The sequence below is a fragment of the Desulforamulus reducens MI-1 genome, assembly GCF_000016165.1.
In the GTDB taxonomy this organism is placed as follows: domain Bacteria; phylum Bacillota; class Desulfotomaculia; order Desulfotomaculales; family Desulfotomaculaceae; genus Desulfotomaculum; species Desulfotomaculum reducens.
The window spans coordinates 67,575-94,104 of sequence record NC_009253.1 but is presented as its reverse complement, the minus strand read 5'-3'; the positions used below and the strand labels follow the sequence as shown (position 1 = coordinate 94,104).

29 protein-coding genes, 2 riboswitches and 1 other annotated feature are annotated in these 26,530 nt (G+C 44.2%); of the genes, 3 read left to right on the top strand and 26 right to left on the bottom strand.

Annotated features, from left to right (window positions below; genetic code table 11):
* Positions 1 to 35 precede the first annotated feature (35 nt).
* On the top strand, positions 36 to 1,271 hold the full coding sequence (locus tag DRED_RS00485; protein ID WP_011876481.1) for an IS110 family RNA-guided transposase: 1,236 nt from the start codon (positions 36 to 38) through the stop codon (positions 1,269 to 1,271).
* Positions 1,272 to 1,443: 172 nt separating this feature from the next.
* Here DRED_RS00485 and DRED_RS00480 read toward each other — a convergent pair whose 3' ends face one another.
* The 18 genes from DRED_RS00480 to DRED_RS00395 all read right to left on the bottom strand — a co-directional run bounded on the left by DRED_RS00480 (position 1,444) and on the right by DRED_RS00395 (position 17,575).
* Positions 1,444 to 1,743: a YbaB/EbfC family nucleoid-associated protein gene (locus DRED_RS00480; protein WP_011876480.1), complete on the bottom strand. Its 300-nt coding sequence runs from the start codon at positions 1,741 to 1,743 to the stop codon at positions 1,444 to 1,446.
* A gap of 13 nt (positions 1,744 to 1,756) precedes the next feature.
* Complete coding sequence (locus DRED_RS00475) at positions 1,757 to 2,059, bottom strand: YbaB/EbfC family nucleoid-associated protein (RefSeq protein WP_011876479.1); 303 nt, start codon at positions 2,057 to 2,059, stop codon at positions 1,757 to 1,759.
* A gap of 15 nt (positions 2,060 to 2,074) precedes the next feature.
* Complete coding sequence (locus DRED_RS00470; protein ID WP_049755821.1) at positions 2,075 to 2,767, bottom strand: hypothetical protein; 693 nt, start codon at positions 2,765 to 2,767, stop codon at positions 2,075 to 2,077.
* A 175-nt stretch (positions 2,768 to 2,942) separates the two neighbouring features.
* A complete protein-coding gene (locus DRED_RS00465; protein ID WP_011876477.1) occupies positions 2,943 to 4,067 on the bottom strand; it encodes a DUF3794 domain-containing protein in 1,125 nt (374 codons plus the stop codon).
* Positions 4,068 to 4,102: 35 nt separating this feature from the next.
* Positions 4,103 to 5,806, bottom strand: a complete 1,704-nt coding sequence (locus DRED_RS00460; RefSeq protein ID WP_011876476.1) for a DUF3794 and LysM peptidoglycan-binding domain-containing protein — start codon at positions 5,804 to 5,806, stop codon at positions 4,103 to 4,105.
* Positions 5,807 to 6,003: 197 nt separating this feature from the next.
* Positions 6,004 to 6,969, bottom strand: coding sequence for a CAP domain-containing protein (locus DRED_RS00455; RefSeq protein ID WP_011876475.1), 966 nt, complete (start codon positions 6,967 to 6,969; stop codon positions 6,004 to 6,006).
* Positions 6,970 to 6,974: 5 nt separating this feature from the next.
* A riboswitch (cyclic di-AMP (ydaO/yuaA leader) is annotated at positions 6,975 to 7,093 on the bottom strand.
* Between the two features lie 199 nt (positions 7,094 to 7,292).
* On the bottom strand, positions 7,293 to 8,303 hold the full coding sequence (locus tag DRED_RS00450) for a chymotrypsin family serine protease (RefSeq protein ID WP_011876474.1): 1,011 nt from the start codon (positions 8,301 to 8,303) through the stop codon (positions 7,293 to 7,295).
* Positions 8,304 to 8,370: 67 nt separating this feature from the next.
* Entirely contained in the window at positions 8,371 to 9,282 is a 912-nt protein-coding gene (yabG, locus tag DRED_RS00445; RefSeq protein WP_011876473.1) for a sporulation peptidase YabG, read from the bottom strand.
* 243 nt (positions 9,283 to 9,525) lie between these two features.
* On the bottom strand, positions 9,526 to 9,996 hold the full coding sequence (locus tag DRED_RS00440; RefSeq protein WP_011876472.1) for a ribonuclease H-like YkuK family protein: 471 nt from the start codon (positions 9,994 to 9,996) through the stop codon (positions 9,526 to 9,528).
* Positions 9,997 to 10,026: 30 nt separating this feature from the next.
* Positions 10,027 to 10,908, bottom strand: coding sequence for a 16S rRNA (adenine(1518)-N(6)/adenine(1519)-N(6))-dimethyltransferase RsmA (gene rsmA / locus DRED_RS00435; protein ID WP_011876471.1), 882 nt, complete (start codon positions 10,906 to 10,908; stop codon positions 10,027 to 10,029).
* Positions 10,909 to 11,064: 156 nt separating this feature from the next.
* Complete coding sequence (thiE, locus tag DRED_RS00430; protein ID WP_011876470.1) at positions 11,065 to 11,712, bottom strand: thiamine phosphate synthase; 648 nt, start codon at positions 11,710 to 11,712, stop codon at positions 11,065 to 11,067.
* Between the two features lie 17 nt (positions 11,713 to 11,729).
* Positions 11,730 to 12,338 carry a sulfur carrier protein ThiS adenylyltransferase ThiF gene (gene thiF / locus DRED_RS00425; protein WP_011876469.1) on the bottom strand — a complete coding sequence of 203 codons (609 nt, stop codon included), beginning with the start codon at positions 12,336 to 12,338 and terminating at the stop codon, positions 11,730 to 11,732.
* Positions 12,339 to 12,345: 7 nt separating this feature from the next.
* Positions 12,346 to 13,452, bottom strand: a complete 1,107-nt coding sequence (thiH, locus tag DRED_RS00420) for a 2-iminoacetate synthase ThiH (protein ID WP_011876468.1) — start codon at positions 13,450 to 13,452, stop codon at positions 12,346 to 12,348.
* A 9-nt stretch (positions 13,453 to 13,461) separates the two neighbouring features.
* Complete coding sequence (locus tag DRED_RS00415) at positions 13,462 to 14,235, bottom strand: thiazole synthase (RefSeq protein ID WP_011876467.1); 774 nt, start codon at positions 14,233 to 14,235, stop codon at positions 13,462 to 13,464.
* 4 nt (positions 14,236 to 14,239) lie between these two features.
* On the bottom strand, positions 14,240 to 14,440 hold the full coding sequence (thiS, locus tag DRED_RS00410) for a sulfur carrier protein ThiS (protein ID WP_041274352.1): 201 nt from the start codon (positions 14,438 to 14,440) through the stop codon (positions 14,240 to 14,242).
* Between the two features lie 59 nt (positions 14,441 to 14,499).
* The gene (gene thiD / locus DRED_RS00405; RefSeq protein WP_011876465.1) at positions 14,500 to 15,303 is read right to left on the bottom strand and encodes a bifunctional hydroxymethylpyrimidine kinase/phosphomethylpyrimidine kinase; all 804 of its coding nucleotides are present in this window, start codon (positions 15,301 to 15,303) and stop codon (positions 14,500 to 14,502) included.
* Positions 15,304 to 15,465: 162 nt separating this feature from the next.
* Positions 15,466 to 15,562: riboswitch (TPP riboswitch) on the bottom strand.
* Between the two features lie 72 nt (positions 15,563 to 15,634).
* Positions 15,635 to 16,564, bottom strand: a complete 930-nt coding sequence (locus DRED_RS00400) for a 3D domain-containing protein (protein ID WP_011876464.1) — start codon at positions 16,562 to 16,564, stop codon at positions 15,635 to 15,637.
* A gap of 183 nt (positions 16,565 to 16,747) precedes the next feature.
* A complete protein-coding gene (locus DRED_RS00395; RefSeq protein ID WP_011876463.1) occupies positions 16,748 to 17,575 on the bottom strand; it encodes a 3D domain-containing protein in 828 nt (275 codons plus the stop codon).
* A 231-nt stretch (positions 17,576 to 17,806) separates the two neighbouring features.
* Between DRED_RS00395 and DRED_RS00390 the strand changes: the two genes are divergently transcribed.
* The gene (locus DRED_RS00390; protein WP_011876462.1) at positions 17,807 to 18,853 is read left to right on the top strand and encodes a hypothetical protein; all 1,047 of its coding nucleotides are present in this window, start codon (positions 17,807 to 17,809) and stop codon (positions 18,851 to 18,853) included.
* Positions 18,854 to 19,102: 249 nt separating this feature from the next.
* On the opposite strand, the gene cobO is transcribed toward DRED_RS00390, so the two are convergent.
* The 3 genes from cobO to metG all read right to left on the bottom strand — a co-directional run bounded on the left by cobO (position 19,103) and on the right by metG (position 22,115).
* Entirely contained in the window at positions 19,103 to 19,633 is a 531-nt protein-coding gene (cobO, locus tag DRED_RS00385; protein WP_011876461.1) for a cob(I)yrinic acid a,c-diamide adenosyltransferase, read from the bottom strand.
* Between the two features lie 32 nt (positions 19,634 to 19,665).
* Positions 19,666 to 20,439 (bottom strand): TatD family hydrolase, encoded by a 774-nt coding sequence (locus DRED_RS00380; protein WP_011876460.1) that lies wholly within the window; start codon positions 20,437 to 20,439, stop codon positions 19,666 to 19,668.
* Positions 20,440 to 20,564: 125 nt separating this feature from the next.
* Complete coding sequence (gene metG, locus DRED_RS00375) at positions 20,565 to 22,115, bottom strand: methionine--tRNA ligase (RefSeq protein ID WP_041274724.1); 1,551 nt, start codon at positions 22,113 to 22,115, stop codon at positions 20,565 to 20,567.
* A gap of 52 nt (positions 22,116 to 22,167) precedes the next feature.
* Positions 22,168 to 22,413 (bottom strand) — a binding site (T-box leader).
* A 175-nt stretch (positions 22,414 to 22,588) separates the two neighbouring features.
* On the opposite strand from metG, the gene DRED_RS00370 reads away from it, so the two are divergent.
* Positions 22,589 to 22,849 (top strand): AbrB/MazE/SpoVT family DNA-binding domain-containing protein, encoded by a 261-nt coding sequence (locus DRED_RS00370; protein ID WP_011876458.1) that lies wholly within the window; start codon positions 22,589 to 22,591, stop codon positions 22,847 to 22,849.
* A 54-nt stretch (positions 22,850 to 22,903) separates the two neighbouring features.
* Here the strand turns inward: DRED_RS00370 and rsmI are convergent, their stop codons facing one another.
* Genes rsmI through tmk form a run of 5 tightly spaced genes read right to left on the bottom strand, consistent with a single transcriptional unit; the run spans position 22,904 to position 26,504 of the window.
* Positions 22,904 to 23,764 carry a 16S rRNA (cytidine(1402)-2'-O)-methyltransferase gene (gene rsmI, locus DRED_RS00365; protein ID WP_011876457.1) on the bottom strand — a complete coding sequence of 287 codons (861 nt, stop codon included), beginning with the start codon at positions 23,762 to 23,764 and terminating at the stop codon, positions 22,904 to 22,906.
* Positions 23,754 to 24,068 carry an initiation-control protein YabA gene (locus DRED_RS00360; protein ID WP_011876456.1) on the bottom strand — a complete coding sequence of 105 codons (315 nt, stop codon included), beginning with the start codon at positions 24,066 to 24,068 and terminating at the stop codon, positions 23,754 to 23,756. Before DRED_RS00360 ends, rsmI begins: the two co-directional genes overlap by 11 nt.
* Positions 24,043 to 24,891, bottom strand: coding sequence for a PSP1 domain-containing protein (locus DRED_RS00355; protein WP_011876455.1), 849 nt, complete (start codon positions 24,889 to 24,891; stop codon positions 24,043 to 24,045). Before DRED_RS00355 ends, DRED_RS00360 begins: the two co-directional genes overlap by 26 nt.
* The gene (gene holB, locus DRED_RS00350) at positions 24,881 to 25,888 is read right to left on the bottom strand and encodes a DNA polymerase III subunit delta' (protein ID WP_011876454.1); all 1,008 of its coding nucleotides are present in this window, start codon (positions 25,886 to 25,888) and stop codon (positions 24,881 to 24,883) included. Before holB ends, DRED_RS00355 begins: the two co-directional genes overlap by 11 nt.
* On the bottom strand, positions 25,881 to 26,504 hold the full coding sequence (tmk, locus tag DRED_RS00345; protein WP_011876453.1) for a dTMP kinase: 624 nt from the start codon (positions 26,502 to 26,504) through the stop codon (positions 25,881 to 25,883). Before tmk ends, holB begins: the two co-directional genes overlap by 8 nt.
* Between the last annotated feature and the right edge of the window lie 26 nt (positions 26,505 to 26,530).

Below are 26,530 nucleotides of genomic sequence, written 5' to 3'. Positions count from 1 at the left end.
ACCAACCTGATTTTTTAGAACAGGGAGGTGATCCTATGTCACAAATGTTGGTGGGAATAGACGTTAGCTTACAGTCTCACCATGTACAATTTATGGATGGAGACGGAGGGGCATTGGCTTCTTTTTCTATTCACAACAATCGGCAGGGGGCCGACACCCTCATTCAAAAGATTGTTGATACATCTGATAGAATCAAAAGTCAATCCCTTCGAATTGGTATGGAGGCAACTTCAAATCTGGGTTGGCACCTTGCTCACTATTTGCAAGAACAGCTTCAAACCACTTGCCCCCAAAAAGATACACAGATTTACGTTCTTAATGCACGAAAAGTGGCCCGTTTCAAAAAGGGGTATGACACCCTCCCAAAGAACGACCGCATCGATGCCTGGGTAATTGCAGACCACCTTCGTTTTGGTCGACTACCTCATGCCATGAAAGACATTATTCAATACGAGGCTTTGCAGAGGCTTACAAGGACACGATTTCACCTGATGCAAAATATCACTCGGGACAAAACCTATTTTCTTAATCAGGTCTTCTTAAAGTTTAGTGGTTTACGCCAGGATAACCCATTTTCCAATCTTTTTGGCAGCACCTGTCTTGCTGTTATCCAAGAACTAGAACCGGAACAAATTGTAGCCATGTCTATGGAAGAACTGGTTGATTTCTTAAAGGATAAAGGGAAAAACCGTTTCGATAATCCGGAGGAAATTGCTCTTTATCTTCAAAAAATTGCCCGGTCTTCTTATCGACTGAACAAGGCGATGGCTGACCCTGTGAATATTTCTTTGGCCACTATGCTTAATGTAATTAAACATATGGAATCGGAAGTGAAAAAACTGGACAAAGAAATCGCCAAAATCATGAAGGGCCTTCCCCAAACTTTAACTTCCGTTAAAGGGATTGGAGATGTTTTTACCGCCGGAATCATGGCAGAAACCGGAGATATCCAACGCTTTAAAGACCATAATGCTCTGGCTAAATATGCCGGTTTAACTTGGAACCAACATCAATCAGGTGAATTTGAAGCCGAAGATACCAGCAGAACCAGGACCGGGAACAAGTATCTTCGTTATTACTTAATTCAGGCTGCTGATTCTGTACGGAAGCATGTTCCTGAGTACAAAGACTTCTACCAAAAGAAATATGATGAAGTACCAAAACACAAACATAAAAGGGCTCTCGTCTTAACCGCTAGAAAACTGGTACGGTTGGTGTTTTCGCTACTAAACACCAGGCAACTGTACACTTCACCAGAGAGGAGGGGGTAACGTCTTTACCCTAAAATCTACTCTCTTTTCCATTTACACCATTTAAAGGGAATTTTTCTTTGCTTAACTGGTGGGCTTATTTTGTATACCCTTTTTTAGGGTATAGGGTACACTTTTGTTAAATTAATTTCCAATTTTTTAGAATCATTCTCTTGACATATCACCGCTGGGCTTAAAATATCCCGGGTAAATTGGATAGATTTAACCCCGTGGCTTTTGTTACTTCTTCTTTGGCCTTCTCCTTGCTTTCTAATTGTGCTTGATTGTAAGCTTCTGTGATCATTTGTCCTAAAGCTTCTGGTTCCACTGCGCTTATCCGATCCGGGTCAAAACGTACTGCTAGAATACTTTGCTGGCCATTGATAATAACCTTGACTAGGCCATCCCCAGCAGTGCCCTCCACAGTCATATCCTTTAAAAATTGCTGTATATTCTGAATTTGACCTACAACCTTTGCCATATTACCAAACACATACTCACCTCCCTTAGCCCTTAAACATGTTCATAAAATTTCCTATGTTAATTCCTGTTATTTTTGCCACTTCTTCCTGTACTTTGGTTCGGCTCTCCTGTTGGGCCAACTTTATTCCTTCAACGATTAGGTCTTCTAGCTTGGCCACATCCTCTTGGATGGCCTCAGGAGAAACCTTAACATTGACCAAATTCTGACTTCCATTCATGGTAACCGCCACATTGCCTTCACCAACAGTCACCTCAATTATTATCTGCTTTAAACTTTCTTGCATATTTTGCACCTGAGAAAGCATACCACCTAGGTTTCCAAACAACTTAATGCCACCTCCCTAAAATGAAGATGATGGTGCACCAAAACGAGAATCCCACTTTAATATACCCTTTGGGGCAGGGCCTTGCTCCTTGGTTTGTTTTGGCTTCTCCTCTGTTTTTACCACTTTATCTGTTTTTACTGGTTGTTCCGGGGGTTTTGTTCCCTCCATGGGCCTTTTGGGTCCTAGCATATTTGCTAACAGGGCCATTAAAGCCGCGGTATTGGCCCCACCCCCACCGCCGGGTCCACTCAACATGCTGGCCAGAGCAGCCATCATGGCTGGGTCCAATCCAGGTCGGCTACCCGCCTCCCCTGCACCCTCAGGCCTACTAGGTCCCCCTAACATACTGGCCAAAGCTGCAATCATACCGGGATCTATTCCACTTGGCTGGGATTGGCCCGGCACCCCCTGGCTATTGGCTGTAGGTGGTGCTACACCACCTAACATGCCAGCAATTTGGCCAGCCAAATCCGTAGTCCCCCGTACCCTTTGTCCCTCCGGTAAAATCCTATTCATACAGTTTACGACACCTAACAGATTCATCAATGCCAACATAATCATGGTGCTGTTTTGATCAGCCCCTTGCTGTGCTTGAAAATTAAGCAATTTAAACATAGCACCCTCTAATCCCTGGTACAAAACTTCGTCGGCTGTTTTTAATGTCTGCGTGTTTTGTTCCTGACCATTCATTTCATGAGTATTATTCAATTCTTCCCCCCCTTTGTTTAGAAACTTAGCTTTACGCATCAGCAAATTACACTACTCTGAATGCAAAAAACTAACACTATAATATATGTGCGATAAATATATACGTGACACCAAGAGTATTCCTTTTCTTCTGGTATAAACAGGGAAGCCGTCCATTTAGCGGACGGCCTCAAGTTTAAGAACGTACGGTTAACGTGGCATCGTCAATCCGGACAAAGGAGCCGTTATCACCGGTGCCTCTGGTGTATACGATGGAAACATTACCTGATACTGCCCCTTCTGGAGCGGCGTTGGAGGTTACGCAAACTTGCTTCCAGGTTCCGGTTACGGCATTTTCATCCACAGTGGTTACCGCAGAGGAATTAATAACCTGACCGGTGGCATCGTAGAAGGAAATTTTGGCTTCTACGGTATAATTTTCCACAATACCGGTGGGCACCACATCTTGAATGTAGAAACAGAATTCATACTTCAGTCCGGGACGGATAACCTCACTGGGAATACTTTGCACCAAGGAAGCCGTATTGGGAACGGTAGGGAGACATTCTGACGGAGCAGGACCTGCTAAACCAACAGAGAAACCGCCATTTCTGCCAGGCTGGCCGGGAACTACATTGGCTGTTTGCCATACATCCAGCACACAGCCAGAAAAGGCTTCAAAGCCAGTATTTGCCAATACTTGCTGACCCACTAGATCCTGATCAGGTATACAGGTTTGGATAAAGATTTGATGATCCTCGGTAATCTTAATAACGAAACTAACAGTGGCTGATTGATTAATACGGGTAGGACGTGGAATATCAAAGGCAACATCAACATCAACGTCCTTAAATTCAATATCAATATTACCGGGGTTCATAACGGGGAGAGGCGGTTCCAGCTTCACAGTCTTGGTGAAAGGAATATCTTCTCCCAGATGACGAACATCATCATGCTTATTGACATAGTAAATTTGCTTATGGATGGTCCCTGAAACGGTTATACTCTTGAGTTCTCTGGGACCACACTCTACTTCAAAGGCATGCACAGTAGCCTTTGGGCTATTGCAGTAATTTTGAACATAGCCAGGATATTGACCAGGGGTTATAACATTTTGACGAAAACCTGGCAGGTGAACCGGGGCAATGGTGCGACCAAAAACCGGATCCGCTTCCAAATCCCTTACCACTACATCGATATGGTCAACTTTTTTGGCTAGCTCATCAAGACAGGTGGTATTATCCACTGTGATGGAGTCCGTAACATCCGCTATTACAATAGGCAGTTTAACTAGTACACAACCGGTGAAACCGTTAGGCATTTTACTACCTCCTTATAATTTATTGAAGTGTATATTTAACCCTTGGCTACGCAAGGAATTTTAATAACATCCCCAACATTGAGCATATTGGGATTTGTGATTTCCGGATTAGCTGCTTGAATGGCTTGCACCGTAGTACCATAACGCTGGGCCAGTTTGCTTAGGGTATCCCCCTTGGCAATGGTGTAGTTAAAGGTTGTGCCCGGAACACAGGTTGTGGTGGGAGGCAATGTGGTAGGTGGTACGGTGGGCCTGGGTGTAAAGCCAATGACCACGTCTTGCTCGACGGTTTCTGTTACCCTTGCACATACTTTTAGTACCGCTTCTATCAGGAGTTCACAGTCTTTTTCCAATTTTACATTAGCCCATTCAACCTCTACATCAATGTCAGCTTCATTTTCCGGACGGGCCCCAGGTACATCAATAAAAGTTTTAAAATCAACTTTCCTGTGAATAGTATGCAAAGATTTTCTTTCATTCATGGCAATGTAAAGAATTTCAAACTCAACGGTGCCCTTAATTAGAACCTTATCCTGAATGACATCTACATCCTTGATTACAACATCCCCGACTGTAATTTCCCGCACCTTATCCACATCAGGTTTTCCAGCAGGGGTTTCTTTGGCATCCCGAATGATAACCTGTTTACACTCTTCAGCCACTAGACTTTCCATATCCAGTGTTACAGTATCAACGTCTGCCCCCTCAATATCTGTAACAACATCCACTTCCCGATCTTCTACCACACGAGCTTTAATTTTTAGTACAATGAGGGGGGAAAACTTGCAATCGCTTACGTCTGTAATATCCAGGCTACAGGATTCCACCATGGCATCCACATAGGCTTCCATCCCCTGTTCGGCGCCCTCAACTTCTATAAAATTACTAAACTTAAAAGTTCTCTCAAAGGAATGAACACCAAACTTATCCTCCTTGGGATCTTCAAACCCATGCCCTTTTTTATCCGCATGCCATTCCCCGTGCCCATGTTTTCCCTTGTCAGCCCTTCTCTCAACGGCATAGAGGCATTCCATATCCACTTCGCCATCAAAAAGTATCTTATTTTTAATAACTCTAACCTTGGTTATTTCTACATCACACATACACTTAAGAACATCGCTAACAAGGAAATCTCTTTCATCCGGTAGTTCAAACTCATCATCAATCAGAATTTGTTTGGTGTTGCTGCCCACTACTTGCTCTAGGCTCATTCTTTCAGTTTCACAGTTATAACCCATGGGACATTCAATAATGGCATCAACTTCACGGTCCTCGGTAATCTTTGCAGTAATCTGCAGTACAGCAGTCAAATCATACTCGCAGGAGCGGCTTAGTTTTAGGCTAAAGTCCTCAACCACAAACTCAATCTCAGCATCCATGCCCGGCCGAGCACCCTCTACCTCAATAAAATCGGTAAACTCAATTTCTTCGTCAAACGCGTGTACAGATTGATCCTTTTCAAAGGCGGTGTATAAAACTTTGAAGCGAAGCTTTCCTTCTACAATCACCTTATTGGGGATAATCTCAGCTTTTTTTAACTTAACCTTTGTGTCAATAGAAAGGATTTCCTCAATATCCGGGTAGCCATAGGGCAGCTTTACGGTATCACGGATAACAGTTTGTTCGGTATTTTCGCCTATGAGTTGTTTGACCCTGATTCTTTCAGTTTCAAATTGTTGATTTTCGTTTTCATCATTATTTTGCCGGAATTTTAGCTTGGGCCTTTTTCTCATGACCATCAATCTAGCCTCCTTTCAAGGTATCTCCTTAATATATATATTGGACTGTCTGGAGAAATGTGCTGAAATTGTGGTCAATCCTTAAGAAAATGCAAAAAACAGGAGGAAATATTTCCTCCTGTTTCCTATTTGTGGAAACCACAGTGATACAAGTTTATTATCTTGTCCAATTGTTTGACTAATTGCTTTGTGGACGGTTACCTGCGTGCAAACTCCTGTACCCAGATATAGCCATATCCATTATAACTTTGGTAAACACCAACCCCAATTTCATTATAATTGGCATTTAAAATATTGGCACGGTGACCAGAACTGTTCATCCAATCCTGCATAACCTGAGCAGCTGTTTTTTGGCCCATGGCAATGTTTTCACCTGCAGCGGTGTAACTGATACCGAATTTACGCATCAGGTCAAAGGGGGAACCATAATTGGGTGAATAGTGGGAGAAATACCTGCTCTGGTACATATCCTGCGCCTTTACCTGGGCTACCTTGGTTAGGTCTTCTTTGGCAACTACGGGCTTTAAGCCATATTTTGCTCTTTCAGCATTTACCAGATCCACCACCTGCTTCTGGAAATCATTCATAAAGCTAGCCGGTTCTTGGGGTGCAGGTGGCTCAGGCTGGGGGGTAGGTTGTGGTTGTGGTTCGGGCTGGGGAACTGGTTCTGGTGCTGGTTGTTTTGGCTGTTCCACAGGCTCAGTGATTGGTTTATACGCCAGTAACTGAACACATAGCTTACCATAATTGGTGTCTACGATAGCCAAACCAATTCGGTTGTATTTCGTATTCAGTATGGAACGGCTGCCATAGTACTTCAGTTGCTTTTGAACCATCCCTGCAACATCATTGCTACGTACTATGGTCTGTCCAATGGTGCTATAGCCCCCACTTTTAGCAATATTTAATAGCATAGAGGAACTGGGACTTTGACCGGTTCTCTGATAATATTCCAGATTCTTGGACGCTTGCACTGATAAGTCTTGGTCGTAAGTCAGAGTGGTTATCCCTGCTTTTTGGCGGGCTTCGTTTACCAATCTTACCATCTCTTGATCATCACCGGTTGCTGCTAAAGCTACTGGTGATGCCATGAAGGGTAACATAATGGCAAATAGGAATAAGGTAGCCAGAAACACGGAAACTTTTTTAAGTCGATACTGCATTTAATTTCTCCTTTCCTTTTGCCTCCGGAGTTAGCTGACGGGTTCGGGCAAGGATATCCCTACCAAAAGGATTCACCCCATAAACGGTTCCTCCGTACCCTTTGGGATTCGGCATTGTTCCCATGGCTAGTTAGGGCCTGTCCTAAATATACTTAATTATCTCCTAACTGACAAAAGCCGTAATTTATGTTAATTATTTAAAAGACTAGTGAATTACGGTATATACCCAACTTTGTGGACAATCTCTTAATTTTAAACATAAGTACCATAAACTTCCACGGAACAAAGGCCCTGCATAACTCGTCACAGGGCCTTTGGATAACCTATAATAACTCTACATTTAATTTATCCAGCACGGTTTGAATGGGATTAAAAACTGTGACCTTTTCTGACCCGGCGAATAACAAACCTACGGCTTTGTTGCCCTCAGTCAAAACTAAGGAGCCACTATCTCCTCCTTGGGACTTCATGTCACAAATAACTTGATTGCTAAAATAAGCGTTATTATTATCATCCATTTTTACTTGCATAGTGGTTCCTATGGCCGTGACCACCCCGCTGGTAATACCTGTTGTTCTGCCACTCTTTTTCACTTTCATACCAGGTTTTGCATCAATAATTCCCTGGACTTTTCCGATACCTAAAATCTCATCGCTAATTAGGTCGGGACTTAGGGGACGTGCAACTGCACAATCCACATGGTTGGCAACCCCTTCCCGTTTAAAGAATTTCAAATCATAGTTGGGCCGTATTGTATGCACAAGCATATTGGCAATTCGAGCAACCCCATTGGCAATGGGGCAACTGGCTGGCGCCTCTCCCTTTTGAATAGGAATAAAACGTATGAGTGTAGCAATTCTATCTGCCTTTGTTCCACCGTCATATTCTCCCGGTTGAAAGATTAAATCTCCAGGGGCAGATCGACCGTCCTTTCCATCAGTGCCATTTGCTAATATATGGTTATTGGACAATATTAATGGTTCTCCGGTGGAACGGTCCCGCACCATGGCCCCAAAGGTGCCGGCGGTTACCCGGTAATGACCAACACTCATTCCCGGCTGGGCAGGTCTAACATGTTTTTTGCGATCTTCCTCTAAAAAACGAATATCTCCAACTTCAATCACATCAGTTTCTAACCCATTGATTTTAAATGGCACCAATTCCTCCCTGCTAAGATTACCCAAATCTTCCTTTTTTGTTACAAAAATAATTATGGCTTTTTGTTGCGTTCTCTCCATACCTACATGTTTATAACCTACGCCAACACCAACTACGTTTTTTATTCCCATTATACGCCACTTGGCTTTTTCCACAGTTTTTAAAAAGTTTACCATAAAGGAAATCCCTCCTAAAATATCCTAGACCATCATATGCGGGACTTTAGGAAGGGGTACATTGGTTTTAATATTCTGTTCTAGGAACACCTAAACGGTGTTTGCCTCTGGTTTCTACACCACCAATACCATCAAAGCCGGTAATGGTACTTTTAATAATATCTCGAATGGCAATGGGGTCATGAATTGATGTATAGGCAATTTTTTCCACCACAAACACCGGATCAAAGGCATGGATCAGAACTCGTTTGGGTGAGCTTGCAAAGTTAGCACCTGCGCTTAAGACTGCTTCATAACATGATTGGCATGCACCAGCAAATATAACTAGATCATCCCGACTCTTTTCAAAGGTACGGGCAATTTTAACCGCCTCGATAAAGTATTTTGTATTGTGATAATTGTTTACATCGGTTAAATCCTTCGCACCCTTTATTACTCCGTCATGCCCGGTAAGTACTAAAATATCCGGGTAATGTTTTTCCAGAAGAGCTAGCACTTTTTTGGGCTGATCCTCTTCGTCAATGGCATACCCGAAAGCCGGTATCGAAAGATTGCGATAGGTGGTCATACATAGGTCTAGATAGTCCTTATCGCCATCCAAATGAAGTACTGTACCGGGCACATCAAAACCCTCAACATCATTGGGGTCTCCTTTATCAGCTTGATCAGACCGCCTCATGCATATGCCATCGGTGCATCTTTTAAGCCTTTCTCCTCTCTCAGACATACGTCTTTTCATGACCCGGTCCATAACCTCGGTATTTTTTTTCATGGTTTGGGTCCAATATTTTGCCACTTCCTTTGCATCTACTTTGATTAAGTCATCAACTAACGAACTTGCAAATAACCTTATATCCAGTCCCTTGAGAACGGCATAGTCTTTACCATCTGCCCCCCGGTAAACACTGGTAACTTTAAAAAAAACATCGTTGCCGTAGGATCGCCGGGCAACAATATCGCCTTCTTGAATTTTTGCCACAGCATTACCCCCTTTCTATCTCATCTTATGTCGGGGATAACAGGGTTGTGAATCGTAAATAAAAAGCCCCGCTTGACGGAGCTTTTAAGGGGTGTTAGCACCCGGGTTGCTGGCGCTTCCCTTCTACCATAACTATATAGTAGGTATTTACAAATGGTTACTAATGTTCCAACTATTTTACCTTAGGATGGCTGTACATCCTGGTTATTCCCTTCGTGCGGTACAGTGATTTGAGTATTTTAGCTATTTGGTATGTCGATCTGCAACGCTTGATGCCGCAAAGGAATCCGGTTTGATTTTTGCCTCAAAGCCACTGCCAGTGACCATACCCACCACTTCGCGAATTAGCTCCTTTGTCTCACCCTGGTTACCAACATCAATGTGGATTTCCACATTTAAATGTTCCATACCACCTTCTGCTAAAAGGCTTGTTATTTTAGCACCCAGTTCAAGACTCATGGTGGTTTCGTAAAAAATCTTTTGACGCAGACTTATTATTTTCTTTTGCATGTTTTTGCAGTAGTAATACCGGGCGCCCTTACCCCTTCGATGTACAATAACCGCAGTTACAAAACAGGTCTCCCTGCGAACCTGCGAATCGGTACCCACTAGGATTTTATAAGAAGAACAAGGAAGATTCTTTATATAATCAACAATATCCTGCAGCATCTCTTCAAAGTTCATATTTCCTTTGGTAGGGCTGATAAAGTTCATAGATTCCTCCACGTAATAATACCAAGCTTCCTACTCTTGATAGCGATGATATGTATTGGCTAGATTTGCAAAATCTTCTATGGTCAGGGTCTCTCCCCTTCTGGTGGGGTCGATCGCCGCTTCCTCAAGTATCTTTATCCAGGTTTCTTTTTCTGCCAATCCTGAACCGGTCAGTGAATTAAGCAGGGTCTTCCTTCTTTGACCAAAGGCCGCCCGAACCACCTTAAAAAACACTTCTTCACTTTCCAATGTCACAGGGGGACGTTTTCGCCGGGTCAATTGGATAACCGCAGACTCCACATCCGGTGCAGGGAAAAATACCGTTTTGGGAACCCTGGTGACGATTTCCGGCACCGTGTAGTACTGTACAGCTATACTAAGACTCCCGTAATCCTTCCCGCCGGGAGACGCTTGCAACCGTTCTGCCACTTCCTTTTGCATCATAACCACCAGACAATCGAAGTTAAACCCACTGGTTAACAGGTGCATTAAAATAGGTGTGGTGATGTAATAGGGGAGATTTGCCACCAGCTTAAAACTTTTAGCTCCCTTGCCAAAGCCACCCTCGGTGTGTTCTGCGGCAAGCCGGTCAAAATCCACTTTTAATGCATCTGCGTGAACAACCTGGGCATTGTCAAAATCCGTCAGGGTCTCGGTCAGTATGGGCAATAGGTTCTTGTCAATCTCCACAGCGATTACTTTCCCTGCCGAACGAGCCAGACGCTGGGTAAGTACGCCAAGGCCGGGGCCTATTTCAAAGACCAGGTCACCTGGCGTTAATTCCGCTGCATTGACAATTTTATCAATAATATTGGCATCCATTAGAAAGTTCTGCCCTAGGGCCTTTCTTACTCTAAATCCATAAGTGTTAATAATGTCTTTAACCACTGAAGGTGATGTTAATTCTCGCAAGGCTCATTTCCTTCCTATCCATATTGTATAGCAATATTATACCCTGTATGTCTCTGAACCTGCCAATAAAATCCCGATTAAGATAAAGTTAGCATTTTATGAGAAAAATCCATACATAAAAAATGGACCCACCACCATGGCGAGTCCCCTTCATGCTTAGATATTTATTCTTTTCCTAAGGGAATGCACTTTCTCAACAATATCCTTTGCCCCTACAATTTCTGTTACCAGGGCCGCACATTGGGCCCCACGTTTAGACACCTCGGATAGATTGTGTTCTTTTATACCACCAATGGCCACAAAGGGAAGGGGAATATTTTTAACAACATACTCCAGATACTCCAACCCCACCGGTTGGCAAACATCCTTTTTGGTCCGGGTAGCAAATATGGGCCCCACTCCGATATAGTCCACACCCGCTGCCAACGCTGCCTGGGCCTGAAGTGGAGAATGGGTGGAAAGACCAATAATCATTTTTTCCCCCACCAGTTGACGAACCTTTTCCGGTGGTAAATCATCTTGTCCAATGTGTACACCATCGGCACCTACCATTAATGCCAAATCAATGTGGTCATTTACTATGAAGGTTACTCCAGCTTGCTGCGTTAATTTCCTTATATCCAGGCATTCCTGGTACTTTTCCCGCAGCTTCTTTTCCTTCTCTCTGTACTGTATGACCTTTATCCCTGCATTAATCATAGCCTTAATCACTGCATAATTGCTTCTACCCAGGGAATATTCTTCAGCGGTAATCCCATAGAGACCTGTGTTGAAAAGTTCCTGAACCTGCCTTTTGTCGGCCACTTCCTTACCCCCTTGGATTATTGGTCCAAAACATGCTGCAGTACAATATCTGCCTGCTTAGCTGCTGCTACCACAACCCCCGGTGCCAGTGGAGGGTTGGCCGGAGATACCTCCGATACCCTATCACCCACCAGGAAGAAATCCTCTGTTACCTGGCGAACCCGAATGGCCTCCGTATTACCCCAGCCGGCCATACCAGACACTGCCACCAGCAGTTTTCCCCTGTTTAAATAAGCCTCCACCAGCAGCCTTTTATCCTCTGGACCGTCCACAGCCTCAATAACAACGTCACAATCCTGAAATAGCGTCTGTACGTTGGTTTGATCAATTTTTTCTTTGATTGTTTCTATGGCCACTGCCGGATTTATCTTTAATAAATTATAATAAAGAGCATCCACCTTAAAGAGTCCCACCTGGTTCTTAAAGTAAAACTGTCGGTTCAAGTTACTGTGATCAACTTTATCATAGTCCACTATTTTAAAATATTTAAAGCCACTTCTGACAAGAAATTGTGCACAGTTTGAGCCCAATCCCCCGGCTCCGGCAATCCCCACTTTAATTTTTTGAATTTTGGCAAGGCTGCCTTCCCCCAACGTAACTGCCAAGGCCCTTTCAAAATTGTTCATGCCAACATCACCCTAGCATCTGCCAGTCTTTAAAGACAGGTTGATAACCTTGGTTATACAACATCTTTACCATGGCCGGCACATCCCTTTCATCGGAGATATCAAACTGGCTGGTTGATGGTTCTCCTCCGGCATGTCCCCCTACATTGGTAGAAGAGCCCGCCGACATTTTGGTAACTCCCAACGGCAGCAAATGGTCACGCAATTCTGCCGATTCCCGGGTGGAAAGGGTGATACCTCCCCTGGGCATAAACAATCGGTAGGCCAGGATATACTGCACTAAGTTTTTATCGGTTATCTTTTCTCGGGGCATATACCCTCCCACATGGGGTCGCATGCGAGGCGGTGAAATACTTACTTCCACAGCAGGGTATTGGCTTTGTAAATAGTTAGCATGAACCCCAGTTAAAAAGGCTTCGCTACGCCAGTCATAGAATCCCAGCAGGGCCCCAATATTGACCGTCCTTATGCCGGCCCGACAGGCCCGCTCCGGTGCCTCTAAGCGAAAACGGTAATTCTTTTTGGGTCCCGCCAGGTGGATTTTGTCATACTCAGCTTCATCGTAAACCTCTTGATACATGGTTAAGCCATCAACCCCTGTGGCAATTAAATCAGCATACTCTTCTTCTTCCAAAGGATAAATTTCAATACTAACAGAAGTAAAATATTCTTTTAAAACTTCCACACAATCTCGAATGTATTGCACCGACGAGTGGACCCTGGATTCTCCTGTTAAAATTAGAATATGTTTAAGACCCGTTGCTGCAATAGCCTTTGCCTCCGCTGCCACTTCGTCAAGGGTTAGTTTTTTTCTGTTTATTAAGTTTTTTGCCCCAAAACCACAATAGACACATTGATTTACACAGTAATTGGCCAGATAAAGGGGGGTAAAGAGTAGTATAGACCTGCCAAAATGCTGCAATGTAAGTTGCTGAGCACGCTGGGCCATTTCTTCCAAATGTCTTTCTGCCACCGGCGACAGCAAAGCCAGATAATCCCATGGAGATAACCGAGATTTATAAATAATCCTGCGTATGTCTTCGTCGGTTAACTTATTAAAAAAACTATTGAAATCACTTTTTTGGTATTCCTTGCATTCCTGATAAAATCCCATAATCCACCCCTATTCTTCCCGTAAAAACCCAGTTAGAGGCGAAGAAGCCCTGGCAACTTGTTGGGTTGCCCCAGGTCCAGCCAAGTAAGCAGTTCTCCCTGCCTCCACAGCTAACCCAAAGGCCCGAGCCATGGCCACCGGGTCTTTAGCCGTGGCCACTGCGGTATTTACCAGCACCGCCGCGGCCCCCATCTCCATGGCTTCCGCAGCTTCAGAAGGACGTCCGATACCGGCATCAACGATTACAGGCAGGGATATTTCCTCAATTAGGATACGTACAAGTTCCCGGGTTTGTAGCCCCCGGTTGCTGCCAATGGGTGCGCCCAAGGGCATAACTGCTGCAGCCCCTACCCGTTCCAGTTCCTTGGCCACCATTAAATCAGGACTCATATAAGGAAATACTTGAAAACCCTCAGCAGTCAAAACCTCTGTGGCCCGGATGGTCTCATAATTATCCGGCAAAAGATAACGGTTGTCGGAAATAACTTCAATTTTCACCCAATCCCCACAACCCGCCGCCCTGGCCAGCCTAGCAATACGAATGGCTTCCTGGGCGTTTCTTGCCCCTGAGGTATTGGGCATTAAAACGCAATCAGAGGGTATATAATTTAAAATATTTTCTTCTGTAAATTCCGTATCCACCCGCCGCATGGCCATGGTTATGACCTGAGAACCTGAGGCATCCAGAATGGCTGGGATTAATTTATTTGTTGAGTACTTACCTGAACCAATCAATAAACGACTGGTTAACTCCTTTCCCCCCACAGAAAAAACTTCTTTCAATGTTTTAACCTCCCCCCACAAATCTTAGAACTTCCAGTTGATCATTTTCTTGCAATACGAGTTTAGACCAGTCATCCTTTTTAATTAGACGATTATTATGCTCAATAATAATCGTGTTCGGATTAAACCCCTTCTCCTGGATAAACTGGCCAATGGTCATAGCATCGGGTAAAGTTGCAACCTTTCCATTGTAAACAATGTTCACTTCTATCCCCCCGCAGCACCTATAAGGTTTAAACATGTTAGGTTTAACATTACGATTATTCAGTCCACTAATCCGGCCCTTTTATAAAGGGAGTAAAAATGATGGGTCGGTCCCACCCCCTGGCCAATGCTGAAGGAATTTTCAATAGCCCCATGGATATATTCTTTGGCTGCCCCAAAGGCTTCCCGAATATTGAAACCCTTGGCTAAACTGGCTGCAATGGCTGAGGAAAAGGTACAACCGGTACCATGGGTGTTTTTTGTAGCAATCCTCACGTCACTCAGCAATGTAAATTTTTGACCATCAAAAAGTACATCAACAGCATCCCCTGGCAGGTGACCGCCTTTAACAATAACATTGGCAGGCCCCATTTTGTGTATGGCCACTGCCGCTTCCTGCATATGCTCTACATTTTGAATCCTTTTCCCAAGGATCACCTCGGCCTCAGGTATGTTTGGGGTAACCACCTGGGCCAGGGGAAACAAAAAACTAACCAGTGCTTCACAGGCCTCGGGTCTCAACAGTTTATATTTACTTTTAGATACCATCACCGGATCAATCACAATATTTTTGGCAGCATGTTTCCTCAAGCACTGGGCAATGGTTTTTATAATGATACTGTTGGATACCATACCAATTTTTACTGCATCCACTTTGATATCTTCATAAATACAATTAATTTGGGCTGCAACAATTTCTTCCTCCAATTCGGTTACTTTAAAAACTCCCATTGTGTTTTGGGCCGTTATGGCAGTAATGACACTCATACCATAGGTACCAAGGGCACTAAAGGTTTTAATATCTGCTTGAATACCCGCCCCGCCACAGGAATCCGAGCCTGCTATGGTTAATACATTTTTCATCCTTTTCTCCCCCATTTAAACAGTCTCGTTTAATCGGATGATAAAAGACATTTCGTCCTCTTCACTTGAATAAGAAGATCCTTTTCTGACAAATTGGTGCTGGGCTATTAGAAAAGCAAAGGTGTGCTCCCAGATATAGAAAGGAAGCACACCAAAATTATCACTTGTGTGTACATCACTCCCTTCGCTGGTATTATCCAGATCAGGTTTTGAGGGTCAGGTCTTACCTTTCTCAGCTTGCGCTCCCCTGTGAACCAAATATTTAGTTAATAATCCTATATTACAACGAAATGTCCTGGGATACAATAAAAAATAGGAGACACTCCCCCCCTTACTCTAAAACATAAACCCTAGTATTTCTTTTTCCCCATTGAAGAGCTTCGGCCTCTGTCTCATAAAACAAGTCAATCCGCCCCCCCTGAATGGCCCCACCAGTATCCAGGGCCGTGGCTTTCCCGTATCCTTCTACATACAGCCTTGTACCCAGTGGAATTACTCTGGGATCAACTGCCGCAATACCCGGACGGGGTACTACACCAGTGGCGGTGTTATAGCCCGTGTAAGAATATCCGGTTGCCAACATTTCCATGGCTCTATTAATACGAAGGTTCTCCCCCCCACGGTTTACATTGCTCAGGGTGCCATACTGGACCAGAGCGTTAACTGGTTGTTGTATAATCTCCCTGGCTTCACAGATACGGCTCACTTCTACTCCATCTTCATAACGGACAGACCAAACCTCTTTTTGCAGACCTTCTTTGCCATTCCTTACTTTTCTGGCAAAACCCCGGGGCATTTCTTGACTGGCCATGCGTTCAGTGGTAAACGGTACAGGTAAATTATGATATTCCTTTTTAACTTCTACCCGAATCACCTGGACCTTGATATTCTTTTTAATTGGCGCACTAAGAGCCGGAAAAACTTTGTCTTCCGGCTTTAAACCAATCCTCTGCTCCTCCAATAACCCCTGGACAGTTTTACTGGTTGTTTGTAAAACAGTTGTTTTTCCATCCACCTGAAGGGTTACTGGTAACTTGCCAGTTACCACCTCATGAATAAAGCCTTCTGTTTCGTTAATAATTTCTGACACAGTTATACTTTGCGACCACAGAGCATAACCTAGAACCACCGATGCCATCAAAACCAAAACAGATAGTCCCAAGAGTCCTGCCATGGTCGCCTTTTTACCCGACTGTTTCGCTTCTATGTTTGCTAACGTGGGTCTAGGTTTCGTAGGCCATTCCACGGGGCACCAATTCATAAAAGTCCCTCCTTAGCTCTGCCAACTATTACCTTTATAGGCTTTAGCTAGCCTCTAAGTCTTACTCTTAACCATATTCTACCAGCAAAATGGACTTCCCTTTACAAAAATTCATACAAATTCCCCCCTGTAACAACAGAGATGGCAAATTTTTAGACTACCAACAAATTGACCTCTGCTTGATTATTCCAGGATTTGCACCTTTACCGTACGTCTACCCCATTTAATGGCTTGATTGTATGAACCAAAGAATACGTCGACTCGATTACCTTTTATGTCGCCTCCTGTATCTGCAGCCACGGCAAAGCCGTATTTTTCAATATATAATTTTGTCCCCAGGGGAATAACCTTTGGATCCACTGCCACCATCCCCTCTGAGGGATAAACACCTGTGGCTGTGCGGCGACCAGTATTGGTGTAGGCAGTGGAAACCACAGTGATGGTTTTCCCATCCTGTACTAGGTTACTATAATTCCGGATAGCCCCTCCCTTGGTAGGTCGGGATACACCTCGGGAAACAGCTTTTGCAGCACCATAGGCAATTACCTGGGGCTTCGGTTTACGAATAACCTGGGTTCTTAACGTCTCCCTCTTTACTTCCTTACCATTCTGATAGGTTATCTGAACATATTTACGTTTCAGGCCAATTTTTCCATATTGTAAAACTTTCTGTTCTCCTGTGTGCAGATTGTAATCAAGTTTTTTGAGAATCTTATATTGAATAACTTCTTGATTTGTTATCTCCTTGGTATGGACCCTGGTAACAAAAATGTGTATATCCTCCCTAACCCGAGAACTTAAGGATGGTTCAACAATGTCAGCTCTTCTTAAAGTTACCTGTGCCTTATCCAATGCATCCGCCACTGAACCTTGAAAGTGAATAACGGGTATTTTTCGACCATCCACAATAATCACCAGGTGGTTGGCACAGCAGAGACAATAAATAAAAAAGGCTACTTGCAGGCAGAGTACCCCTAAGAGGAGCCGACAGGCCTTTTCTTGCCATAACATTCTATATTCGATACCGATAATGATTCCCCCCTAAGACAATGTAAATGCCACTTGGAATCAATATATTCCAGTAATTGCAAAAATATGCCATTCATTGGGGGGCTTTGCCTTCTTCTATTTATTTCATGGGGACACGCCTTGTTTGGTCTATTTACTGAATATAATATGCCACCCGGTCATGCTTTCCGTAGTTCCAGCTTGGCCAGTAGGATATAGAAGGAGGTTTTGTTTATGCCGAACGGCACTGTCTGCCAACTGGTAAATTTACCGGTGGTAATCGGCGATGTAGTGACATCGGTAACGGTAGAAAATGTTACCTGCTTAGATGAGCAGGCAAAAAAAGTAGACCACATTGATGTGGTGGTTAGGGATCTGGAAGGAGAACCGATCTTTGGGGGAATACCTGCCAATACCTCTGGGAAGCCCTATCCTTATCCAGGCCACAATTCTGGGCAATGCACCAGTCCTACGGCCACCATACACGTGGGAGATGCTGTTTGTGGACCTAGAGAGCTGAAAGGTATTCGAATTTTTGGAACCATTCATAAACAGATTTTTTATGTTAACAAACTAGATGATGTTCGCCATATGGGTGAGGACATTGAGTTTACAAAGGTTATTGATCTTAAACCGCCTTTAATCGTTATGAACTCGCAAAATATAGAAATTGATTTTCGGAATGTGGATCTCAGTGTAGATTTTGATTTACACAAATCCATTCGCATTCAACAAACTGCCACTGTATCCTTCTTAATTAAAATTGTTGAAGCAACCCAGATGTTTATTTCCATCTTCCCTAATGGTTGTGAAACTGCTACACTGGGTATTCAAGATACCTTTGAGGATTTTATTGGTGATGTCCCTAGTAATTGGCAAGGTACCAATGTGGGACCCAACCCTGCCGGTAGAACCGGAGAAGCTGTAGAGATCGGAGTCTGCCCCACCCGCCCCGCCAGCCTAGCCCAAAACGTTCCCAATGTTGTGGGCGGTCAATCCTATGAACTTACTTTCTGGGCCAGGTCTTTAGAAAAAATGACAGATCCCTGCTGCTTTACCCTATTGGCCCAGGTCATGTTCTTGGATGCCTCCGGCAACCCCATTAGCACAGTTGATCAAACCATCCATTCCCAAGACCTAAGTGATACCTATCGTCAATTCCGTATCACTGGTACTGCACCTGAGGGCACCGCCTCTGCCACCATCGGCTTTGTTTTTACCCCGGAGCCCCACAACACTTGTTCTGTGCTTATGGATGATTTGGTCTTTGCACCCTTTTAAAGATTAGCCATCAGCCTTCAGCTTTTAGCTTTTTATGAGGTCTTTAGTTGGAATCCTCCTTTGGGTCATAGGCTTTTTTCATGCTATTGGAATTTGGCTAATAGCTATTAAGCATTAGCTATTAGCCATTTAATTTTTATTTTAAATTTTTTATACTACTAACGCCTAAAAGCTCGTGCACAGCCCGACAATATCCATTACAAAAAACTTACGGCTCATGGCTAAAAGCTGACCCCATAGACTAGCCTTCTAAAACTCAATTCCTTTTTGGGCAGGGATACCCTGCTTAAAGGGATGCTTAATCTCCCTCATTTCCGTCACAAGGTCTGCACGCTCCACAATTTCCGGTGGCACATCCCGTCCAGTGAGCACTAGATGAAGTGACCCTGGTTTATTGTCCAGTAAAGATAAAACATCCCCCAGTTCTATTAAGCCATATTTTATTGCATAGAGAATTTCATCCAAAATCAGCAAATGATATTGTCCAGATAACATTGTAGACTCTACTTCCTTCATCGCTTCACTGGCTGCAATCCTTTGACGCTTCATATCCTCCGGGTCATGAAATTGGATAAATCCCATGCCCAACGGCCTAATTTCCAGGCCCGGCTTCATGCGCTGGGCTGCCAGATGCTCGCCGCATTGCCGACCCTTAATAAATTGCAAGATCAGTATCTTCATTTGGTGTCCCCAGGATCTCATGGCTAATCCCAGGGCAGCAGTGGTTTTCCCTTTGCCGTTACCGGTAAAGACCAGCACCAATCCCTGCTCCTTTTCCAAAACAATCCCCCCTAGAAGGAAACCTATTTGCTTTATTTCACTATGGGTAAATTAAAAAGCCGACAAGTATTCTCCGCCGTTATTTGGGACAGTTCCTCGGCAGCCATATTTCTTAATTTGGCCACATGATCCACCACATGTTGAACATAGACTGGCTCATTCCGCTTACCCCGATGGGGTACCGGTGTTAGATAGGGGCAATCGGTCTCCACCAATAAATAATCCACCGGAACCTGCCTGGCGATATCCTTTAGTTTTCCGGCATTGGAAAAAGTTACGGGACCTGCCAGTGATACATACAAACCCAGTTTGATACATTCCTGCGCAATCTCCCAACTTGCCGAAAAGCAGTGCATCACTCCCCCTGCCGGGTAGGGTGCTTCTTCCCGTAGGATCTGCATAATATCAGCATGGGCATCACGATTATGAATGATATAGGGTTTATTTAATTCCTTGGCCAAGCGTAGTTGTTCTCGGAATACCCTTTGTTGGGTCTCCCTGGGGGATAAGTCATAATAATAATCCAGTCCGATCTCCCCAATGGCCACCACCCTAGGATGGCCTGCCATTTCCTTGATTTGGTGTAAATAATTCCCCGAAGCTTCCTTTGCGTCATGGGGGTGTACACCCACCGCAGCATAAATAAATGGGTAGGTCTCGGCCAGTTCAAGGGATCTCCGGGAAGATGCAAGATCATATCCCACATTGATAACTGCCGTCAATTTTTCCTTACAACGGGCTATCACCTCTGCCTGATCTTCTAGAAAACGTTCGTTATCAAGGTGGGCATGGGAATCAATCAGCATTGTGAACCTCCTTTTCTAATTAGCCATCAGCTAAAGAAAACTTAGCTGACGGCTTAATAAAGAATTACCATGGGTGGTGTTATGGATACCTTCATTAACACCACCCATGGTATCATAACCAAAATTTAGGCCTGTTCCAGGGTTTTAAGATCAATGCGGGGGAACAGCACTTCACCCCGCTTAACGGTGGTACCAACAGGAAGTTTACCCCACCGTAGGCTTTCCCAGGTATGGATTTCTGTCTGATCCTCAATGCCCAGTTGTGGCCATACTCGCTTTGGCAGCTGGGGCATAAAGGGAGTAATCATAATCGTAGCAAAACGCATTACTTCCGCTACATTATACAAAACAGTATTCAATCTTTCAGTCTCGTTATTTTTTGCCAGGGTCCAGGGAGCGGTTTCCTCCAAATACTTGTTGGCTCTGCCAACCATCTGCCAGATGGCTGCCAGGGCATTGGATAGTTCACTTTTCTCCATGTATTCTTCCACCAATTTAGGTGTAGCGGTGGCCAGGTCAATTAATTCCTCATCAGGACCCTCGGGTGCACCAGGTGTCTGCAGCACACCCTGTTGGTATTTTTCCATCATGGTGGCCGATCGGGATAACAAGTTGCCATAATCGTTGGCTAAGTCAGTATTAATCCGTTTTACCAGGGCTTCTTCGGAGTACAACCCATCAGAGCCAAAGGGCAGCTCTCTTAATAAGAAGTAACGAACTGCATCCACACCATACTTATCAATTAACACGTGGGGATCCACCACATTGCCCTTGGACTTTGACATTTTTCCACTGTCCAGCAACAACCAGCCATGGGCAATAACTTTTTTGGGTAGTGGTAAATCTAGGGCCATCAGCAGAATAGGCCAAATAATGGCATGAAAGCGCACAATATCTTTCGCCATCAGGTGAATATCGGCGGGCCAAAACTTTTGAAAAAGGCTGTTATCCCCTGTGTCATAGCCTAAGGCAGAAATATAATTGGTTAGGGCATCCACCCAAACATAGACCACGTGTTTAGGATCAAAGGGAACTCGGATACCCCAGTCAAAGGTGGTTCTGGATACACATAGGTCTTCCAGTCCCTGTTTTACAAAGCTTACCATTTCATTGCGGCGGGAAACCGGCTGGATAAATTCCGGATTCTCTTCAATAAATTTTAACCAGCGCTCAGCATATTTGGACTGACGAAAGAAATAGCTTTCTTCCCGGACCTTTTCTACCTCCCGCTGACAGTCAGGACATTTACCCTCTGCTAGTTGATATTCGGTAAAGAAGGTTTCACAGGGCGTACAGTACCAGCCCTCATATTCCGATTTATAGATGTCTCCTTGATCGAAAAGCTGTTGGAAAAACTTTTGTACCACCTTATGATGACGCTCATCGGTGGTCCGAATAAAGTCATTATAACTTACATCTAACCTTTCCCACAGTTTTTTAAAACCTGACACAATATGGTCCACATATTCTTTAGGTGTTTGGTTTTTATTTTTTGCAGCACGTTCAATTTTTTGGCCATGTTCATCGGAACCAGTCAGAAACCAGACATCATAGCCGGTTAACCGTTTGTAGCGAGCCATAGTATCCGCTGCCACAGTGGTGTAGGCATGACCGATATGCAGGTTATCGCTGGGATAATAAATGGGGGTTGTAATATAAAAATTTGGTTTTTTCAAAACCATCCCGTCCCTTCTTTAATATAAATAAAAAAATAAAACCCCGCTCCCTTGCAGGGGCGAGGTTGTTACCCGCGGTACCACCCTAATTTACTGTCACCTTACGATAACAGCCTTAGTTAGTGCCTTAGGCACTAATAAGCCTGTAACGGTGCTTTTCCGACCGACCCTAATGGGCAATCCCTTCGAATCGGTAGCTCTGGGGCCATGTTCAATCCTTTTATCCCTGCGGGCTTTCACCTCCCCCCGCTCTCTGAAAGGGCTTTAAGGGATTTACTCATCCCATCATTGCTTTTACAAAACGATTTTATACAACATTATTTCCCCTGTCAAGTTTTCCCTATAACTAAATAATTTATACCATTTACTTACAAAAATAAAAGTAAAATATTGACTATTACGGTTAGTACTGGTATGATTAGTTGTAGTAAAATCTGGTATCGTGTCGATTGCATAAGGGGAGGGAAAGCGGAATGAAATCCACAGGTATTGTTCGTAAGGTGGACGAGCTGGGTAGGGTTGTTATTCCCATCGAGTTGCGCCGTACACTGGGCATAGATGAAAAAGACGCCCTAGAAATCTACGTAGACAATGAGAAAATTATTTTGCGCAAATACGAGCCGGCTTGTGTGTTCTGTGGTAATGCTTCAGATGTTACTCACTACAAAGGAAAAATGGTATGTCATGAGTGCATTGCTGCCATGGGAGAATCCGTAAAAAAAGAAGTAGTATAGCAAAATGAGGGACTGAAGTCTCTCATTTTGCTATACTACTTCTTTTTTTCTCTTTTACTTATCTTCCCCGTGGACCATGGCATAGACTTCTCGCTTTGGCATTCCACGCAGCTGAGCCACCAGCTTAATGGCCCCTTTCTTATTATGTCCCTGCTCCACCAGGGATGCAACATGCTCCCTGACAGAAAGCTCACACCATTCCTCTTCTATCCCCGAGGTTGCTTCCTCCTTAGAAATACCTGCCACCAGTAAACAAATCTCTCCTCTGGGATGGTTATGGCCATAGTGAATTAACAATTCCGAAAGCATTCCCCGTTTAAATTCTTCGTGAAGCTTTGTCAGTTCCCTGGCCACAACTCCCGGTCGGTCGCCAAATTCCTGCACCATATCCTTAAGGGTGTCTGTCAAACGGTGGGGTGATTCATAAAAAATCAGGGTTCTTTGTTCCCATTTTAGAGCTTGCAGTTGCTTACGCCTGGTTTTTCTCTGACTAGAAAGAAAGCCCTCAAAGATAAATTTATGGGTTGGCAGCCCTGATGCCACCAGGGCTGCAATCCCTGCAGAAGCTCCCGGCAGAGGAACAACTTCAATACCATATTCCAAAGCCAACCGTACCAAGTCTGCCCCCGGATCAGAAATACCCGGCATCCCAGCATCTGAGACCAGAGCAATATTTTCTCCTTGCTGCAATCGGTCAAGTAACTGTTCCTCTTTACCTTCGCTGCTATGGGAGTGATAACTAACCAAGGGAGTGTGGATATCAAAATGACTTAAAAGTTTTCGTGTATGGCGGGTATCCTCTGCGGCGATACAATCTGCTTCCTTGAGAATTCGCAGCACCCTGAGGGTAATATCCTCTAAATTTCCTATAGGTGTAGCACAGAGATACAAAATTCCCTGGGTTTTATGCTCCATCCCGCTCTTCTCCTCTATTCATCAGGGCATAACAAAAGAGACATTCTCCCTCACGGCCTTTGCCAAAATACATATTACAGATATGAAAACCTTTATCATAGAGATCCCACAGGTTTCGTGCTCCAGGTTTATTTTTTACTTCAGCAACCTCTCCATCTTCTAGATAGAGGCCCGCTACTTCCCTTCTTAAACGTGCATTCTCATCCTCAAGTTCCTTAACTTCTTGTTTTAAACGATCCACTTCATCACATATTTGTCGAAGGGCCTGTTCCAATCGATTAATTCTGCCGGGCAGGGCAGCCACAGTTGCATTCACCTCGGCCTTTTTTTATTTTTAATTCATTTAATGGATATTCTCTAATGGCTTTGCTCTCCTGCAATTCTACGCTTACGGTGTTGCGGAAAATATTTACCGCAACAATTTTCCCTTCCCCTTCCGGGGCCAATACTTGGGTCCCTAGGTCGGGGTAACCAGCCTTAGCCTCTTCGTAAACGTCATTTTCATATTTTAAACAGCACATTAGACGACCACAGATGCCTGATATCTTGGTAGGATTTAAGGACAGGTTTTGTTCCTTGGCCATCCGAATGGATACCGGTGCAAAATCTGCCAACCAGGAAGAACAACAAAGTTCTCGTCCGCAGCATCCTAAACCACCCACCATCTTTGCCTCATCCCGTACACCGATCTGCCGTAATTCAATGCGTGTACGAAAAACAGCCGCTAAATCCTTTACCAATTCACGGAAATCAATTCTACCATCTGCGGTAAAGTAGAAGATAATTTTATTTCCGTCAAAGGTTTGCTCTACACTGATTAATTTCATAGGTAACTGATGCAACGCTATTTTCTCCAAGGCCACTTCATAGGCCCGCTGTTCCTTCTCTCGGTTTTCAGCCACCTGTTGATCATCTTCCGGTGTCGCTTGCCGAAGAACTTGTTTTAATGGAGCAACAACCTCTTCATCCGGTACATCCCGGGGAGCCACCACCACTTCACCATACTCAATCCCCCGTGTGGTTTCAACCACCACGTGTTGCCCCTGCTGCAAGGGGATCTCAACGGGGTCAAAATAATAAACCTTTCCGGCTTTCTTAAAGCGTACTCCAACCACTCTAACCGACATCGTTGTTTCCTCCATAGGAGTTTATTTTCAACATCATAACCTCTAAGGCCATACGGGTATTTGCATTGGCCATAAGTCTTTCCTTAGCTAATTTTATTTCTTCAATTATTTCCACTACTTTGGACGGAGCATACCAGTTTTCCTGTTCTAAAAGAGTATCAATTTTGTCTTGATTTATGAGTATCTCTTTTTGTCTTGTGTAATGATAAACTAACAAATCCCTAAACCACAGTAGCATAATTTCTAGAGCTTCCACTGCAGCACTTCGATCATTGGATAATTCCTCTGCAGCCTGCAGGGCTTGATATTGACTCATCTGAGGAAATCGCTGGACCAACCAAAGAGCTTTTTCCCGCAAGGGCCATTGATCTTCTCCCCCCGCCAATTGTATGGCCCGTCCTATACTTCCACTGGCCAACGGGGCTAGCTCTTCGGCACGATCCCTTGCTACTTGGCAAAGAACCCTTAACCCTTCGCTTACCTCCTGGTTGCTCAAGGAACGAAACTGAAGCTGCTGACAACGAGAAAGAATCGTGGGTAGCAGGCCATAGGGTTGGTCACTTAAAAGAATAAATACTGTGGCACTTCCCGGTTCTTCCAGCGTTTTAAGAAAGCAGTTTGCCGCTTCCTGGGTCATGGTTTCTGACTTTTCCAGAATAAAAACATGTCTTATTCCTTGATAGGGCTTATACTGTACCTGTCGTTGTAGTTCCCTTATCTGCTCAATTTTTATTGTTACCCCAGAGGGTCTTAATAAATGCAAATCCGGATGATTACCTCCGTCAGTCTGGCGACATGATTTGCAGTTGCCACAGGCATCGCCCCCTTGGGGGGCTTCACATAGAAGAACTTGTGCAAAACTCCGTGCAACGGTTTGCTTACCAATGCCTGGTGGCCCCATAAACAAATAGGCATGGGCTACACGGGATTTTTGAACTGCGTTCTTCAGCGTCTGGATTATTTGCTGATGACCAATTATATTACTTAACCTACACACCAAGCAACCCACCCACGCGGCAGCAAATTTGTCTGTGCAGTTGCTCCATGGTCTGCCTGGCATCCAACACCAGGTAAGTATCCGGTTTTCTCTTGGCCATCTCCAGATAGCCACTACGAACTTTATGATAAAATGTTAGGGATTCATTTTCCAGCCTATCCGCAGGCCGATCCTTACGGGACCGTTGAAGACCCTCCTCAGGTGGTAAATCTAGTAATATAGTAATATTTGGCATCAATCCACCGCTGGCTAACTCATTGATCTGAGCTAAAAAGGAAATATCCATCCCTCTGCCATAACCCTGATAAGCCAAGGTGGAATCAATATAACGATCGCAAAGTACCACGGTTCCCTGCTCCAACTGTGGTCGAATCACTTGAGCAACCAACTGTGCCCTAGCCGCAGAGTACAATAGGGCCTCAGTTCGATCCTGTATTTCTGCAAAGTTTGGGTCCAGCAGAAGTTCACGTATTTTTTCCCCCACTGGAGTACCTCCAGGTTCCCGGGTACATATGGTTTTTATCTCCTTCTGGGAAAGGTATTTATTTAACAGGTTTAGCTGGGTGCTTTTACCTGAACCATCCACACCTTCAAACACAATGAAAATCAGTGCCACCTCCTTTAAAACCTACATATGATAAA